Raw genomic sequence first — 15780 nt, forward strand, 5'->3', positions numbered from 1 at the left:
GATTACCGGCTGCGTGCGAGCTTGGCGATGATCCAGCCGGCGGCAAATGCCGCACCGAACGAGGCGAGCGGGCGCTCACGGATCAGGTCGGCAGCGCTGTCCACCAGGTCGCGGCCCTTGTCCATCACCTGGTCCAGCTGTTCCTTGCCGGCTTCGGTCAGGTCATCGATTGCGGCCTTGCCGGACTGGGCCGTATCGGCCAGGTCACTCTTGACGGTCTCGCGTCCCGCCTTGAGCTCGCCGCCGGCCACGCTCGCCGCGCTGCGTACTGCATCGCCGGCATCACGGGCGGCCTGCTTGAGGTGGGTGCTGGCTTCGCCAAGGTTGCTCTTGACCGACTCGCTGGAGGGGCGGGTCGTGGTCGAATCGATTGGCTGGTTCATGGATGTCTCCTTGTTGGTGGAACTGATGTGGTGGTGTTGCTGGAATCAAGTCTGCCGCATGGATTGTGCACGCTGTGCGAGCACAGCCACGCTATTGCAGTTGGACCTGGCCGCGCGAGCGGCCGCGCTGGATGATCAGCAGCAGATCTTCCGGCGACTCGGACAGGGCAGCGCGGAAACCGGCCAGGTCGCGGAACGGGCCGCCGGATGAGGCCAGGATCAGATCGCCGGCGCGCAGGCCGTTGCGCTCGGCGCGGCTGCCGGAATCCACGCTTTCAACGCGCACCCCGCCCACCCGCTCGCCGGCGCTGCGGCGCAATGCCTCCGGCAGGTCGGCCAGCGTAGCGCCGGCCAGGCGCGGATCGTAGCTGGCGCCATCGCGGGGGACTTCCATCAGCCGCGCGCTGACGGTGATGGTCCGGCCGTCGCGGATCACTTCCAGGCTGACCTCGGTATCCAGCGGCTGCAGGCCCTGGAAGTTGCGCAGCGATTCGCTGTTGTCGATGCGCTGGCCGTTGGCCGAGATGATCACGTCACCTGCGCGCAGGCCACCTGCCGCGCTGGAAGAACCCGCATGCACACGGGTCACCAGCGCACCGCGCGGCGCTTCCAGCTCCAGCCCGCGGGCGAGTTCCGGGTCCACCGTCTGGGTGTCGATGCCCAGGGTGCCGCGGCGCACTTCGCCGGTGGCATACAGCTGACGCATGACGCTGCCGGCCAGGTTGGATGGAATCGCAAAGCCCAGGCCGATATTGCCGGCCATGCTGCCCTGCGCGTTGAAGCTGGCCGTGTTGATGCCCACCAGCTCGCCGCGCAGGTTGACCAGCGCGCCACCGGAGTTGCCCGGGTTGATCGAGGCGTCGGTCTGGATGAAGTTCTGGTAGCCCACGCCCGGCACGTTGCTGCGGCCCACTGCCGAGACGATTCCCGAGGTGACCGTCTGGCTGAAGCCGAACGGGTTGCCCACCGCGACCACGAAATCGCCCACCTGCAGCGTGCTGCTGTCGGCCAGCGGCACCGCGGTGAGGTTTTCGGCGGGAATGCGCATCAGGGCGATGTCGGTTTCCGGGTCCGAGCCGATGAACTCGGCTTCCATGGTGCGCCCGTCGCTGAGGCTCACCGATACCGACACGGCTTCAGCCCCGCGGGCCACCTCGATCACGTGGTGGTTGGTCAGCACCAGGCCGCGTTCCGCGTCCACGATCACGCCTGATCCCAGGGATTCGTTGATCCGCTCCTGGGCAAGCTCCGGGAACATGCGACGGAAGAACGGGTCGTTGCCGAACGGGCTCTGGGTACGCACCCGCTGGCGGGTGTGCACGCTCAGCACCGCGGGCGTCACCTGCTCAAGCATGGGCGCAAGGGAAGGCAGCGCCTGGCCCTCAATTGCTACGGGTAGCGCGACGGGCGTGGGCCGGGCGGCCGGCCAGGCGGGATCGGCCACTTCGACGGCCGCTGGCTGGGCCAGGGCCGATGGCGGAAGGTCGCGCAACAGAGTGGCAACCAGGCCACCGAAGGCGGCAGCTGCAACCAGGGCCAGTAGTGTGGGAAGCGGGCGCATGATGTTCCTGTTTGTCTCGCAGGGAGGGTCGCCGATACGTGAAGTGGGGCGCGTTCAGTATGGTTCAAGCGTAGTCCTGCAGCGCCCACCTCGGCCACTCCACTGACCAGGGCGGGGGGTTGAAATACGCAATTTTCCCGTTCCCGGAGGGGGATCAAACCGCAACCGCCGCGATCCGCGGGGGGTGCGGCCCAACGGGTTTGACTTCCATTTCCGCCGGGCGTAGTTTTGAGGACCGCTGCCACTACATCTTGGGGTCACCGAAGTGGAGATGGCACAAGCAATGGGGTTTTGGATGAACAGGGTCCATCGCCGCGGGAGTCGCGCCGGAGCATGCCTGTTGTGACGCGCACCACACAAAAATAATCCATGACCGCTGCGCAGCGCGCTGCGCGGCGGGTATTGCCGTCGGTACCGGCAGGCCGCTGGCGGACCACAGAACAACACGCGCCCGGACACCATCGGGCGCAGAAAAGGAGATACACGCAGCATGAGCACGGTTCGCCTGGAGGCAGTTCCCAAAAGCAAGGCGCTGGAGATCCCGATGCAGCCGGCATCACTGGACATCTGGGACAAGAAGTACCGTCTGATGACCAAGCAGGGCGAAGCCCTGGATGCGGATATCGACGGCACCTGGCAGCGCGTGGCCCGCGCCCTGGCCGATGCCGAAGGCGATGCCGACAAGCGCAGCTTCTGGTACGAGCGCTTCCTGTGGGCGTTGCGCCGCGGGGCCATTCCCGCCGGTCGCATCACCTCCAATGCCGGCGCGCTGGAACACAAGCCGGCCACCAGCACCATCAACTGCACCGTGTCCGGGACCATCGGCGATTCGATGGATGACATCCTGGAGAAGGTCCACGAAGCGGGCCTGACCCTGAAGGCCGGCTGCGGCATCGGCTACGAGTTCAGCACCCTGCGCCCGCGCGGGGCGTTCGTGGCCGGTGCGGGCGCCTACACCTCGGGCCCGATGTCGTTCATGGATATCTACGACAAGATGTGCTTCACGGTGTCGTCGGCCGGTGGCCGTCGCGGCGCGCAGATGGGCACGTTCGACGTGTCGCATCCGGACGTGCGCGATTTCATCCGCGCCAAGCGCGAGGACGGGCGCCTGCGCCAGTTCAACCTGTCGCTGCTGATCACCGATGGCTTCATGGAAGCGGTGGATGCCAACAGCGACTGGCCGCTGGTGTTCCCGGTCAGCAAGAAGGAAGTCGACGATCTGGACCTGAAGGATCCGGAGCAGGTGGTGTGGCGCGAGTGGCCGCAGCACGAGGGTTACATCGTCCGCGATGACGGCCTGGTGGCCTGCAGGATCTACGGCAAGGTCAAGGCCCGGCACCTGTGGGACATGATCATGACGTCCACCTACGACTTCGCCGAGCCGGGCTTCATCCTGATCGACCGGGTCAACGAGATGAACAACAACTGGTGGTGTGAGGACATTCGCGCCACCAATCCCTGCGGCGAACAGCCGCTGCCGGCGTACGGTGCCTGCCTGCTGGGTTCGATCAACCTGACCAAGTTCGTGCGCAATCCGTTCACCGACCGCGCCGAGTTCGACTGGGACGAATACCGCGAAGTGGTGCACGTGTTCACCCGCATGCTCGACAACGTGGTGGAGATCAACGGCCTGCCGCTGGAACAGCAGCGCGCCGAGATCATGCGCAAGCGCCGCCACGGCATGGGCTTCCTCGGCCTGGGCAGCACCGTGACCATGCTGCAGATGAAGTACGGCTCCAAGGAAAGCTGCGATTTCACCGAGCGCGTGGCCCGTGACATGGCCGTTGCCGGGTGGGAAACCGGCCTGGCGCTGGCAAAGGAAAAGGGTCCGGCGCCGATCATGGAAGAGCGCTTCAAGGTCACCGCCGGGATGCTGCGCAAGCGCCCGGAGATGAAGAAGGACGGCTGGAAAGTCGGCCAGGAAATCTCCGGCAAGGTGCTGCACGCCCGCTATTCGCGTTACATGCAGAAGGTGGCCACGGTGGCCCCGGAGCTGGTGGCGGAGCTGGCCGAAACCGGCGCACGCTTCACCCACCACAGCTCGATCGCCCCGACCGGCACGATCTCGCTGAGCCTGGCCAACAACGCCTCCAACGGCATCGAGCCATCGTTCGCGCATCACTACAGCCGCAACGTGATCCGCGAGGGCAAGAAATCGAAGGAAAAGGTGGACGTGTTCTCCTTCGAGCTGCTGGCCTATCGCGAGCTGATCAGCCCCAAGGCGATGCCGTACTCGGATGACCCGGAAGCGCAGCTGCCGGACTACTTCATCTCCGCCGACGACATCACCCCCAGGGAGCACGTGGACGTGCAGGCCGCGGCGCAGAAGTGGGTGGACTCTTCGATCTCCAAGACCGCCAACGTGCCCACGGACTATCCGTACGAAGACTTCAAGGACATCTACACCTATGCCCACCGCCAGGGCCTGAAGGGCTGCACCACCTTCCGCTTCAACCCGGCGGCCTTCCAGGGCGTGCTGGTGAAGGAGAAGGACCTGGAGAACACCACTTACCGCTTCGAGCTCGAAGACGGCCAGGTGCTTGAGGCCAAGGGCAACCAGGAGATCGAATACGACGGCGAAACACATACCGCCGCCAATCTGTTCGACGCCCTGAAAGAAGGCTATTACGGCAAGTTCTGACATGGCGGCCGCCCGCAGCGCGGCCAGCCGGAACAACCCCCACGACACAACGCATTACCGAGACCCGCACATGACCCTCAGGATCGAGAAGAAGATCACCGGATACTCCGTCGTCACCCCGGAGGACAAAAAGGAGTCCGCTTCCGCACCGGCAGCCGTGGCCAAGGCGCCACGGGTGGCGGAAGTGATCCAGATGCACGAGCGCATCGAGCGCCCCGACGTGCTGATCGGTTCCACCTACAAGATCAAGTCGCCGCTGGTGGAGCACGCCATGTACGTGACCATCAACGACATCGTGCTCAACGCCGGGACCGAGCACGAGCAGCGCCGCCCGTTCGAGATCTTCATCAACTCCAAGTCGATGGAGCACTTCCAGTGGATCGTGGCGCTGACCCGCATCATGTCGGCCGTGTTCCGCAAGGGCGGCGATGTGACCTTCCTGGTGGAAGAGATGAAGGCCGTGTTCGACCCCAGCGGCGGCTATTTCAAAGCTGGCGGCGTGTACATGCCCTCGCTGATGGCCGAGCTGGGCTACATCGTTGAAGAGCACCTGAAGAGCATTGGCCTGCTGCACGACCCGGACATGAGCGACGCGCAGCGCGCGCTGATCGACGAGAAGCGTCGCCAGTACGAGGACCGTTCAAAAAAAAGCGCTGACGGCGACCAGGGCCGCGACGGTGCCGGAGAGGACGTGGCCGTGACCGGCGATGGCACCAGCTTCCCGCCCTCGGCCACCATGTGCCACAAGTGCAGCACCCAGGCCATCGTGATCATGGACGGCTGCGCCACCTGCCTGAACTGCGGCTACAGCAAGTGCGGCTAGGCCGTCTGTAAGCGAAAGGGGAAGGGGATGAAGTACGCGGCAATGCTGGCGCTGTTGGCGCCGGCTTCAATGGCCTGTGCGGCAGACGGGCTGGTGACCGGCCCGACAGTACTGTCGCTGCTTGAGCAGGCAGGCTACAGCGCAGCGCTGGATGAGGACGGCGTGGGCGACCCGCTGATCCTCACTGCGGCCGCGGGGCTGGACTACCGCATCTATTTTTACGACTGCACGGACGATGGCTGCGAGTCGCTGCAGTTCCATATCGGCCTGGACCTGGCCGATGGCGCCACCGCGGACGTGGTCAACGACTTCAACCGCGGCTACCGCTACGCGCGCAGTTTCCTGGATGAGGAAAACGATCCGTTCCTGCTGATGGACGTGGAAATGGCCCACGCCGATCACGCCGCCCAGTTCGCCACCCATCTGGGCGTCTGGGAGGAGCTGCTGGGTGCCTTCACCACGGCGATGGGTTTTGGCGGCAGCGGCGGTGAGGGCTGGGAGGAAGAGCGCATTGCCTGGCCGGTGGCGCCGCAGGCTGGTGTGCAGCTGACCTACGACAGCAGCCACGCATCGGTGAGCACCACCGGCGACGAGCGCATGGAGATCAACTCCAGCGGCGTGACCCGTGTCTGGGCAGAGGAGGACAGCGAAGGAGTGCTGCAGCGCTGGATGTCCAGCGATACCGGCGTCGAGGTGCAGGGTGCGCCGGCGGAGTTGGAGCCGGCCATTGCCACTGCGATCCAGGCCTTTGACGGCATCACGCTGGATGTACGCCTGGATGCAGAGGGCAACTACGTCGCCGTGGCCAACATGGATCAGATCCAGCCGCTGTACCTGGAGGCCATGCGCAGCATGTTCCAGCACATGGGCGGCGCGCTGGGCGAACTGGGCGAGGACGGAGAAGCGCTGGCCGATGTCGAAGCCGGCATGGAGTCCATGCTCCAGGCGCTGGCCGCGCCGCAGGTGCTGGAAAGCCAGTTGGCCGAACTGCCGGTGGCCTACAACTTCCCCGCCGGTGGGGGCCTGCAGCTGGACCGCGAGTATGCCTATCAGGATGAGGGCGCCAGTCCCTTTGGCGGCGAAACCATCCCGATGAACAACACCATGCTGCTGAGCGCTTCGCAGCAGGTGCCCGGGCACTACGCGCTGGTGTGGACCATCGTGCCTGATCCCGACGCCACCTGGGCAGCGATCGCCAGCGCTGCCCAGCAGCTGGTCGGCGGCGCGCTGATCGACGATGAGGAGGCCGGTGAGCTGATGGACCGGGAGATGGAAGCACTCGGCCGCGACGCCCACTTCAGCACCACCGTCACCTACCGCATCGATCCGTACACCGGCGTGGTGCAGCACATGGAACACGTGGCCACGAAGCGCTTCGGCGGCAAGGAAGAAATCGAGACCAGCGTGCTTTCGCTGCGCGAGCCGTAGGCGGCTTGCCGGATGCTGGCAAGCGCAGCCTGCAAGCAAGCTGTCAGGACTCCTGTTCCGGCTCCATTGGCTGGCACCCTTCTGCTGGGCGCTCAGGCCTTTCCATGGAAAGGATGCCGATCAGATTGTGCAGGTCCGTGGATTGCTGGCGGTCCATGATGACCGGAGTATTTGCTGTTTCCGGGCTACGTGCTGGAAGAACAACCACATACTCGCGATCCAGGGATAACGGGGTCTCCTCGCCTGTCACCAGGTTGAGGATGTCGCGCCTTTCGCCGGTCAGGTGGCGGACCAGGACCGCTCCGGATTGGCGAGGTACGTGCAGGTTGTAATCAGTGACCTCCGGCGGGCTGCGGCAGCCGCCATTCCACACCCACCTCACTCTTTCTATCCGTGTGCCGCTATCTCGGAAAAAGTAATAGTGTCTGCTGCTTGCGTCTTCGCCTTCTGCAAGGCAGTGCGTCCACGCATTCGTCGCTTGCGATGGGCCAGCCGTCAGCCCCAGCAGCACGGCCATGAACAGTGATCGGCACATTCCAAGCGCTCCCTGCTTGTCCTGAAGCTGGAGCGTATCAGGCGTTTCCAGGTTCGCTGGATCGATCCCCGGCTGGCGCTTCCAATCCTTCCAGGATCGGGCAGTCGGGACGGTCGTCGCCGACGCAGCAGTCGGCCAGGGTCTGCAGGGTGGCGGACATCTGGCGCAGGTGTTCGATGCGCTCTTCCAGGTCGGCGATATGCGCTTGGGCCAGGCGCTTGACGTCCGCGCTGCGGCGGGAGCGATCGTTCCACAGGCCCAGCAGCTCGCTGATCTCGGCCACGGAAAAGCCCAGATCGCGGGCGCGTCGGATGAAGCGCAGGCGGTGCACGTCCGCATCGTTGTAGATGCGGTAGCCGGAGTGGCTGCGGTCCGCCGGCGGGATCAGGCCGGCCTGCTCGTAGTAGCGGATCATCTTGGCGGAAACACCGGACGCCGCGGATGCCTCGCCGATATTCATACCTGTCTTCCCATGGGTCACGCCGCCGCCGCAGGTGGCTGGAACCCGCGCAGCCGCAGCGCATTGCTGACCACGAACACGCTGGACAGCGCCATCGCGCCGGCCGCGAACATCGGCGAGAGCAGGATCCCGAAGGCCGGGTACAGCACGCCGGCCGCCACCGGGATCAGCGCCACGTTGTAGGCGAAGGCCCAGAACAGGTTCTGGCGGATGTTGCGGATGGTGGCCTTGGACAGGGCGATCGCGTTGGGTACGCCCTGCAGGCTGCCCGACATCAGCACCACGTCGGCCGCCTCCATGGCGATGTCGGTGCCGGTGCCGATGGCCACGCCCACGTCGGCCTCGGCCAGTGCGGGGGCGTCGTTGATGCCGTCGCCGACAAACGCGAGCCGACCGTGCGCTTCGCGCAGCTTGCGCACCGCCTCCACCTTGCCTTCGGGCAATACCTCGGCCACTACCTCGTCGATCCCGAGCCGATCGGCAATCGCGCGTGCGGTGCGGGCGTTGTCGCCGGTGACCATGGCCACCTTGATTCCAAGTGCATGCAGCGCGTCGATGGCGCCAGCGGTATCGGCCTTGATCGGATCGGACACGGCGAGGATCGCGGCCAGGCGGCCATCGATCGCGGCATACAGCGGCGACTTTCCTTCGCTGCCCAGGCGCTCGGCGACCGGGGCGAATGCGGCCACATCAAGGCCCAGCGAACGCATGTGCCGGTCGGCGCCCACTTCCACTGGGCGGTCCTTGACGCTGGCGCGCACGCCCATGCCGGTGATCGATTCGAAATCCGCCGGCTCCGGCACCTGGATCCCTTCTGCCGCGGCGGCGTCCACGATGGCGCGGGCGATCGGATGCTCCGAGCGCGATTCCACCGCCGCCACCAGTTGCAGCACATCTTCGCGCGCGAATCCTTCGGCCAGCGCCAGGTCGGTCAACAGCGGACGGCCCTCGGTCAGCGTGCCGGTCTTGTCCACCGCCACCACCCGGGCCTCGCGCAGCAGCTGCAGCGCCTGACCGTTGCGGAACAGCACGCCCAGCTCGGCGCCGCGGCCGGTGCCGACCATGATCGACGTCGGCGTGGCCAGGCCCATGGCGCACGGGCAGGCGATGATCAGCACCGCCACCGCGTTGACCACGGCAAAAGTCAGCGCCGGCGAGGGGCCGAACGCCAGCCACACCAGGAAGGTCAGCACCGCCGCGCCCATCACCGCGGGCACGAACCACAGGGTGATCCGGTCCACTGCGGCCTGGATCGGCAGCTTGGCGCCCTGCGCCTGTTCGACCATGCGGATGATCTGCGCCAGCACGGTCGCCCCGCCCACCGCGGTGGCGCGCAGCACCAGCGCGCCCTTCTGGTTGACGGTGCCGCCCACCACGCCGCTGCCGGGTGATTTCTCCACCGGGACCGGTTCGCCGGTGACCATGGATTCGTCGATCCAGCTGCTGCCCTCAACCACTTCGCCGTCTACCGGCACCCGCTCGCCGGGGCGCACGTGGACCAGATCGCCGTCCGCCACTTCGTCGATCGGGATCTCGATCACCTGGCCATCGCGCGTCACCCGCGCCTGCCGCGGCTGCAGGCCCACCAGGCGCTTGATCGCCTCGGAGGTGCGGCCCTTGGCGCGCGCCTCCAGCCAGCGGCCCAGCAGGATCAGCGCCACGATGACCGCGGCGGCTTCGTAATACACGTTGACGGTGCCCGCGGGCAGGGCATCGGGCAGGAACGTGGCCACCACCGAGTAGCCCCAGGCCGCCAGGGTTCCCACCGCGACCAGCGAGTTCATGTCCGGCGCCAATCGGACCAGCGCCGGGATGCCGGTGGTATAGAAGCGCCGGCCCGGCCAGACCAGCACCAGCGTGGTCAGCGCGAACTGGAAGTACCAGCTGTTCTGCAGGCCGATGGTGCGCACCACCCAGTCGTGCATGGGTGGGAGCAGGTGCGAGCCCATTTCCAGGATGAACACCGGCAGGGCCAGGGCGATGGCCACCAGCAGGTCGCGGCGCAGACTGCTGCGCTCGGCGTCCTGGCGGATCGCGGCCTCATCGTTGCCGGCCGGTGCCAGGGCGTCCACGGCGCGGGCGCCGTAGCCGGCCTGTGTGATTGCTGCCAGCACCGCCTGTCCGGGCGCAGTGCCACGCACGGTGGCGCGCTCGGTGGCAAGGTTCACGCTGGCTTCGGCAACGCCGGGGACAGCCAGCAGGGCGCGCTCGATGTTGCCCACGCACGAGCCACAGTGCATCCCCTCGATGGCCAGCGTGGTGGATGTGGCGGGGACGGGATAGCCGGCTTTGCCCAGTGTTTCCACCAGGGTGCCGTGGTCAAGCGTGTGCCCTTCGGCGGCGTGCACCGTGACCCGCCCGGCGGCAAGGTTCGCCGCCACGCTGGCCACGCCATCGACCTTGCCCAGCGCGGCCTCGATCCGGCCCACGCAGGATCCGCAGTTCATGCCCTGGACGGGCAGGCTGATCTTTTCCTGTGTCATGCCGGCAGCATAGACCTTCCCACGATGGGAAGGTCAAGGCCGTGGCAGGTCTGGTCGCGGGCTAGATCAAGGCCAGCTTTTCTTCCTTCATGTCGGAGAATTCTTCCTCATAGAAGAATTTCTCCGCGCCCAGCGCCGGCTTCAGGTCCGGCAGCCAGGTGGCGTTCTCGTCGTACTTGGCGAAGAACGGGCGCTGCACCCAGTCCGGGTTGCGGCCCTGGATCAGGCGCAACACGAACAACTTCTCGCCATTGATTTCGGTCACGCCCTGGATCTCGACCTTGCCCGGATCCGCCGACATCGACGGCCCGCGCGCGGTTCGCGCCAGCCCGGAGACGCGCTGCATGGCCTGGCGGTAGATCTCCCAGGCCTTCACCAGCGGCACCTCGAAGTAATGGCGTGCGCCGGTGTCGCGCTCGACGAACATGTAATACGGCACCATGCCCAGCTGCACCTGGGTGCTCCACATCCGCGTCCAGGTGTCGGCGTCGTCGTTGATGTGGTGCAGCAGCGGCGCCTGGGTGCGGATCTGTGCGCCGGTGGCGCGGATGCGCCGGATCGCCTCGCGGCAGATCGGCGTTTCCATCTCGCGCCAGTGGTTGAAGTGGGCCATAAAGGCCACGTGCTTGCCGGCTTCCACCAGCTCGCGCAGCAGCGCCAGCACATCGTCCGCGTCCGGATCGGTCACGAACCGGTACGGCCAGAAGGTCAGGCTCTTGGAGCCGATGCGGATGTTGGTGACGTGCGCCAGCTCGGGCTTCATCAAGCCTTCGAGGTAATTGCGCAGGTGCCGCGCCTTCATCACCATCGGATCGCCGCCGGTCATCAGCAGGTCGCTGACTTCCGGGTGGGCAGCCAGGTAGCCGTGCAGTTTGTTGGCCTCATTCGACGCAAAGCGCAGCTCCTTGTCACCCACGAACTGCGCCCAGCGGAAGCAGAACGTGCAGTAGCTGTGGCACACCTGTCCCTGGCTGGGGAAAAACAGCACCGTCTCGCGGTACTTGTGCTGCATGCCGGGCAGCGGTTCGCCGTCGAGCATGGGCAGGTTGAGGTCCATCTGCCCGGCCGGATGCGGGTTGAGCGCGTCGCGCACGCGCTTGATCACCGGCGCCATCTCCGTATTGCTGGCTTCATTGCGAACCAGCGCCGCCACTTCATCGAAGTGCTCCGGCAGCAGCATCCCGCGCTGCGGGAACACCAGCCGGAAAATCGGATCGTCGGGAATGTTGCTCCAGTCGATCAGCTCCTCGATCACGTAGTCGTTGACCCGGAACGGCAGCACCTGGCTGACCACCTTCATCTCGAACCGCATCGCTTCCGACAGCGCCTGGACCTGTTTGATGCTCTCGAGCTGGCGGTGGGTATAGACCTTGAACTCGCGCGCAGCGAAATGGCCGGTGGATTGTGCTTCTTCACCGGTCTGATCCGGCTGATAGGCGTGCACAAGTGCATCCATAGAAATCTCCACATTTAATGACGCCAGTCGCGGGCAGGGAACGCCCGCGGAAGTGCCGCCTGGAATTATTTCGGGTCGGGTGGGCATGAGCGCGGACGAGCATGCGTCCGCAACGAAGCCGCGAAGAATGGAGCGAGATCCCCGACCAGCGATGTGACCAGCAATGCGCACGCCGTCTTGAGCGGCTCGACGCGGTGGTCCCGGGTCAGGGTAACAAACGGTCGTTTGCGCTGCAGTGCGCCGCCGAAGTATGGGTGTACTGGCCTTGGGTATGATCCGCGCATGAGTGAACGCGACCGGTATCCCGATGCCCTACGTGCAGGTGCGCTGCTTGTTGTCGTGTTCGGTCACTGGATCGCGACGCTGCCGCGGATGGAGCAGGGCCGGCTTGCCGGCACCGACCATCTGCTTGGCATCTGGGACGCGGCCGGGGCAATCACCTGGCTGGTCCAGGTGGTGCCGCTGTTTGTCTTCGTCTCCGCTGCGGTCAGCACGCCGGGCGTGCTGCGGCGGCTGGACGATGGCGCATCGCAGCGGACCTGGTGGGCAGGCCGTGCGCTTGGGCTGGCCCGGCCCACGGTGACCTATCTGGCAGTGCTGGCCGCGCTTGCGCTGCTGGCCCTGGTCACCGGCGGGCGGCTGCTGGAAACATTCAACACCTCGCTCACCATCCATCTGTGGTTCCTGGTGATGCTGCTGGCCGTGCAGGCGTTGTTGCCGTTGGCGGTGCGGGCCGACCGGCGGTTCGGACTGGGCGCGGTGGCCGGGCTGGTGGCTCTGGCAGCCCTGGCGGACCTGCTTCGCTCCGGGATCCGTGCGCCGGGCGAACTGTTTGAACTTGGCGCGCGCGTGCGCGACAGCGCGCCCGGCATCGGCTGGATCAACATGCTCGCGGTGTGGTTGCTGCCCCAGCAGCTGGGCGTTGCCTGGAAACAGGGGCGCTTTACCGGAGCGCGTGCGGGTGCCGTGCTGTTGCTGCTGGGCGCGGCATGGCTGGCGGCAGCGATCGCCAGCGGCTACCCGGTGGCGATGGTGGGCGTGGAGCTGGCCGGCAACAACATGCTGCCGCCCACCCTGGCACTGATCGGGGTGGTGTGGGTGCAGGTGGGCCTGGTGCTGCTGTGCGAGGCGCCGGCGCGGCGGTTCCTGGCCCGGCACCCGGTGGCGCGGGTGGTGGCGGTGCTCGGCGCGCTGGGGATGCCGCTGTACCTGTGGCACAAGTTGGCCGAGCTGCCGGCCGCATGGCTGGGCGAGCGCCTGGGTGCGCCGATCGATGCCGGTGATCCGGGCCAGCCGGGGTTCTGGCTGGGCCGGCTGCTGTGGATCGCACTGTGCGCGCTGATGGTGGCACCGGTGATGGCGCTGGTGGTGTGGTTTGAGATGCGCCGCCGGCGCGGTGTGGTCGAGGCCAGCGGCGCCGCGGCAATCATCGCCGGTGGTATTGCCCTGTTCGGCGGACTGGGTGCGGCGCTGGCGCTGGGAGTGGTGCCGGGCGCGCTGATCGGCTTGGCCGGCGTGGCGGCGGCTTCGTGGCTGCTGCGCGCGCATCCGCAGCCGCCGGTGGCCTGACCGGCGCGCGGGTTACGGCACCGGGTCGGCCGGCAGATGCCCGCGCCCATGCGGCGCGTCCAGATCCTCGATCGGCCCCAGCGGCACGATGCCGTTCGGATTGATGGTGTCGTGGCTGCGGTAGTAGTGCTGCTTGATGTGGTCGAAATTGACCGTCGTGGCCACGCCCGGCCACTGGTACAGCTCGCGCAGGTAGCCGGACAGGTTCGGGTAATCGGCAATGCGGCGCAGATTGCACTTGAAGTGACCGTGGTACACCGGGTCAAAGCGCAGCAGGGTGGTGAACAGCCTCCAGTCGGCCTCGGTGATGCGCTGGCCCACCAGATAGCGACTTTGGGCCAGGCGCTGGTCGATTTCATCCAGCGCCTCGAACAGCTTGGTCACTTCCTCCTCGTACACATCCTGTTCGGTGGCGAAACCGGCCTTGTACACGCCGTTGTTGATGGCGTCATAGACCCGCTTGTTGATGGCGTCGATGTCGGCGAGCAGTTCCTGCGGCGCGTAGTCGCCCGGCTTTGCACCCACTTCATCAAAGGCCGAGTTAAGGATGCGGATGATCTCCGACGACTCGTTGTTGACGATGGTGCTGCGCTGTGTGTCCCACAGCACCGGCACGGTGACCCGGCCGCTGTAATCGGGCTGCGCACGCTGGTAGACCTCGTACATGTAACTCGCGCCGTCCGGATCCGGCACCACGCCGTCGCCCGGTTCGAACGTCCAGCCGTTTTCCGCCATGAGCGGACTGACCACGAAGACGGGGATCATTTCCTCCAGCCCTTTCAGGGCGCGGAAGATCAGCGTGCGGTGTGCCCAGGGGCAGGCCAGGCTGACGTACAGCCGGTAGCGGCCGGGCTCGGCCTTGAATCCCCCTTCGCCGCTCGGGCCGGCACTGCCGTCCGCGGTGATCCAGTTGCGGAACTGTGCATCGGTGCGGACGAAGCGCCCGCCCGTCTTGGAAGTGTCATACCACTGGTCGACCCAGCGGCCGTCGATCAGCAGGCCCATGGCCGGTCTCCTCGGATTGCGTCACCCAAGGATGCACCCGTCCGGGTGCACGCCGCGTTGCGTTGGCAGTCCGTTGCGTTCCAGCGCGCGCCCTCAGTCGACGCCGATGTCCTCGTTCCACACGCCCGGATTGGCCGCGATCCAGTCGCTCATCATGCGGATGCAGGCGGCGTCGTTGAGGTCGATCACTTCCACCCCGTGCTCGCGCAGCCAGTCGTGGCCGCCCTGGAAATTGACCGATTCGCCCATCACCACGGTGCCGATGCCGAACTGGCGCACCAGGCCGGCGCAGTACCAGCACGGCGAGAGGGTAGTGACCATGATGGTGTCGCGGTAGCTGCGCTGGCGACCGGCCTTGCGGAAGGCGTCGGTCTCGCCGTGCACGGAAGGATCGTTCTCCTGCACCCGGCGGTTGCGGCCGCGGCCGAGCAGGGTGCCGTCGCGGTGGAACAGCGCGGCGCCGATCGGAATCCCGCCCTCGGCCAGCCCGGCGCGGGCTTCGTCGACGGCGGTTTCAAGCAGGGCGCGGTAATCGGGCGTGGTCATGGCGGTTTCCAGCAAATGATCCGGGCGGGTGGCAGAGCATAGGCAGCGGCGGCGGCACCGTCACCCCGGAGGGTGCGATAATTGCCGGCATGAGCGCATCCGATAAATCCGGCACCACCCACTTCGGCTTCCGCGACGTGCCGGTGGGCGAAAAGCAGAAACTCGTTGGCCAGGTGTTTTCCTCGGTCGCAGGCAGCTACGACCTGATGAACGACCTGATGAGCCTGGGCATCCATCGGATCTGGAAACGCTATTTCACCGCCACCGCGCTGGTGAAGCCCGGCGACCGGGTGCTGGATCTGGCCGGCGGCACGGGTGATATCGCCGCGCTGCTGCGTCCGCGCCTGGGCGAGGACGGCGAGGTGGTGCTGGGCGACATCAACGGCGAGATGCTGCGCGTGGGCCGCGACCGCATGACCGATCGCGGCCAGGTGCGCGGTTTCAACTACGTGCAGTGCAATGCCCAGGCGCTGCCGTTTCCGGATGCCAGCTTTGATCTGGTCACCATCGCCTTCGGCCTGCGCAACGTGACCGACAAGGACGCCGCCCTGCGCGAGATGTACCGGGTGCTGAAGGTGGGCGGCCAGGCGCGGGTGCTGGAGTTTTCCGAGGTCACCCTGGACTGGTTCAAGCCGGTCTACGACTTCCACTCCTTCAAGGTGCTGCCGCGGTTGGGCAAGCTGTTTGCCAGCGATGCGGACAGCTACCAGTACCTGGCCGAATCAATCCGCCAGCATCCGCCGCAGGAAGAGCTGAAGGCGATGATGGAAGCGGCCGGCTTCGCGCGCTGCGGCTATCGCAACCTGTCGGCCGGCATTGTCGCCATCCACGACGGCTATCGCGTCTAGGATCGTCGATACGCGGGTTCGCGCGCATGGCGCGCTCTGCGC

The 15780-nt window shown here is 66.4% G+C and carries 13 protein-coding genes; 5 read left to right on the plus strand and 8 right to left on the minus strand.

Annotated elements, in window-relative coordinates:
• Positions 1-2: 2 nt before the first annotated feature.
• Positions 3-383 carry a hypothetical protein gene (locus tag WCE59_RS08960; protein ID WP_343258413.1) on the minus strand — a complete coding sequence of 127 codons (381 nt, stop codon included), beginning with the start codon at positions 381-383 and terminating at the stop codon, positions 3-5.
• Positions 384-474: 91 nt separating this feature from the next.
• Positions 475-1944 carry a Do family serine endopeptidase gene (locus tag WCE59_RS08965; protein ID WP_343258414.1) on the minus strand — a complete coding sequence of 490 codons (1470 nt, stop codon included), beginning with the start codon at positions 1942-1944 and terminating at the stop codon, positions 475-477.
• 490 nt (positions 1945-2434) lie between these two features.
• Between WCE59_RS08965 and WCE59_RS08970 the strand changes: the two genes are divergently transcribed.
• The 3 genes from WCE59_RS08970 (at position 2435) to WCE59_RS08980 (ending at position 6836) form a co-directional block, all read left to right on the plus strand.
• Positions 2435-4585, plus strand: a complete 2151-nt coding sequence (locus WCE59_RS08970) for an adenosylcobalamin-dependent ribonucleoside-diphosphate reductase (protein WP_343258415.1) — start codon at positions 2435-2437, stop codon at positions 4583-4585.
• A gap of 70 nt (positions 4586-4655) precedes the next feature.
• Complete coding sequence (locus WCE59_RS08975; protein ID WP_343258416.1) at positions 4656-5408, plus strand: TSCPD domain-containing protein; 753 nt, start codon at positions 4656-4658, stop codon at positions 5406-5408.
• 27 nt (positions 5409-5435) lie between these two features.
• Complete coding sequence (locus WCE59_RS08980; RefSeq protein WP_343258417.1) at positions 5436-6836, plus strand: YbjN domain-containing protein; 1401 nt, start codon at positions 5436-5438, stop codon at positions 6834-6836.
• A gap of 43 nt (positions 6837-6879) precedes the next feature.
• Here the strand turns inward: WCE59_RS08980 and WCE59_RS08985 are convergent, their stop codons facing one another.
• The 4 genes from WCE59_RS08985 to WCE59_RS09000 all read right to left on the minus strand — a co-directional run bounded on the left by WCE59_RS08985 (position 6880) and on the right by WCE59_RS09000 (position 11770).
• Positions 6880-7353: a hypothetical protein gene (locus tag WCE59_RS08985; protein ID WP_343258418.1), complete on the minus strand. Its 474-nt coding sequence runs from the start codon at positions 7351-7353 to the stop codon at positions 6880-6882.
• A gap of 55 nt (positions 7354-7408) precedes the next feature.
• Positions 7409-7831 (minus strand): Cu(I)-responsive transcriptional regulator, encoded by a 423-nt coding sequence (cueR, locus tag WCE59_RS08990; RefSeq protein WP_343258419.1) that lies wholly within the window; start codon positions 7829-7831, stop codon positions 7409-7411.
• A 17-nt stretch (positions 7832-7848) separates the two neighbouring features.
• The gene (locus WCE59_RS08995) at positions 7849-10314 is read right to left on the minus strand and encodes a heavy metal translocating P-type ATPase (RefSeq protein ID WP_343258420.1); all 2466 of its coding nucleotides are present in this window, start codon (positions 10312-10314) and stop codon (positions 7849-7851) included.
• A gap of 61 nt (positions 10315-10375) precedes the next feature.
• Complete coding sequence (locus WCE59_RS09000; RefSeq protein WP_343258421.1) at positions 10376-11770, minus strand: KamA family radical SAM protein; 1395 nt, start codon at positions 11768-11770, stop codon at positions 10376-10378.
• Positions 11771-12052: 282 nt separating this feature from the next.
• Between WCE59_RS09000 and WCE59_RS09005 the strand changes: the two genes are divergently transcribed.
• A complete protein-coding gene (locus WCE59_RS09005) occupies positions 12053-13339 on the plus strand; it encodes an acyltransferase family protein (RefSeq protein WP_343258422.1) in 1287 nt (428 codons plus the stop codon).
• 12 nt (positions 13340-13351) lie between these two features.
• On the opposite strand, the gene WCE59_RS09010 is transcribed toward WCE59_RS09005, so the two are convergent.
• A complete protein-coding gene (locus WCE59_RS09010; RefSeq protein WP_343258423.1) occupies positions 13352-14344 on the minus strand; it encodes a glutathione S-transferase family protein in 993 nt (330 codons plus the stop codon).
• 93 nt (positions 14345-14437) lie between these two features.
• Entirely contained in the window at positions 14438-14890 is a 453-nt protein-coding gene (locus tag WCE59_RS09015; RefSeq protein ID WP_343258424.1) for a nucleoside deaminase, read from the minus strand.
• An 89-nt stretch (positions 14891-14979) separates the two neighbouring features.
• Between WCE59_RS09015 and ubiE the strand changes: the two genes are divergently transcribed.
• Positions 14980-15738, plus strand: a complete 759-nt coding sequence (gene ubiE, locus WCE59_RS09020; RefSeq protein ID WP_343258426.1) for a bifunctional demethylmenaquinone methyltransferase/2-methoxy-6-polyprenyl-1,4-benzoquinol methylase UbiE — start codon at positions 14980-14982, stop codon at positions 15736-15738.
• The last annotated feature ends 42 nt before the right edge of the window (positions 15739-15780 follow it).

Source organism: Luteimonas qiangzhengi (genome assembly GCF_039548515.1).
GTDB lineage: Bacteria > Pseudomonadota > Gammaproteobacteria > Xanthomonadales > Xanthomonadaceae > Luteimonas.

Excerpts from the sequence above, each read along its gene's own strand:
- WCE59_RS08960 (WP_343258413.1), bottom strand. The coding sequence starts at position 383 with ATGAACCAGCCAATCGATTCGACCACGACCCGCCCCTCCAGCGAGTCG.
- WCE59_RS08965 (WP_343258414.1), bottom strand. The coding sequence starts at position 1,944 with ATGCGCCCGCTTCCCACACTACTGGCCCTGGTTGCAGCTGCCGCCTTC.
- WCE59_RS08970 (WP_343258415.1), top strand. The coding sequence starts at position 2,435 with ATGAGCACGGTTCGCCTGGAGGCAGTTCCCAAAAGCAAGGCGCTGGAG.
- WCE59_RS08975 (WP_343258416.1), top strand. The coding sequence starts at position 4,656 with ATGACCCTCAGGATCGAGAAGAAGATCACCGGATACTCCGTCGTCACC.
- WCE59_RS08980 (WP_343258417.1), top strand. The coding sequence starts at position 5,436 with ATGAAGTACGCGGCAATGCTGGCGCTGTTGGCGCCGGCTTCAATGGCC.
- WCE59_RS08985 (WP_343258418.1), bottom strand. The coding sequence starts at position 7,353 with ATGGCCGTGCTGCTGGGGCTGACGGCTGGCCCATCGCAAGCGACGAAT.
- cueR (WP_343258419.1), bottom strand. The coding sequence starts at position 7,831 with ATGAATATCGGCGAGGCATCCGCGGCGTCCGGTGTTTCCGCCAAGATG.
- WCE59_RS08995 (WP_343258420.1), bottom strand. The coding sequence starts at position 10,314 with ATGACACAGGAAAAGATCAGCCTGCCCGTCCAGGGCATGAACTGCGGA.
- WCE59_RS09000 (WP_343258421.1), bottom strand. The coding sequence starts at position 11,770 with ATGGATGCACTTGTGCACGCCTATCAGCCGGATCAGACCGGTGAAGAA.
- WCE59_RS09005 (WP_343258422.1), top strand. The coding sequence starts at position 12,053 with ATGAGTGAACGCGACCGGTATCCCGATGCCCTACGTGCAGGTGCGCTG.
- WCE59_RS09010 (WP_343258423.1), bottom strand. The coding sequence starts at position 14,344 with ATGGGCCTGCTGATCGACGGCCGCTGGGTCGACCAGTGGTATGACACT.
- WCE59_RS09015 (WP_343258424.1), bottom strand. The coding sequence starts at position 14,890 with ATGACCACGCCCGATTACCGCGCCCTGCTTGAAACCGCCGTCGACGAA.
- ubiE (WP_343258426.1), top strand. The coding sequence starts at position 14,980 with ATGAGCGCATCCGATAAATCCGGCACCACCCACTTCGGCTTCCGCGAC.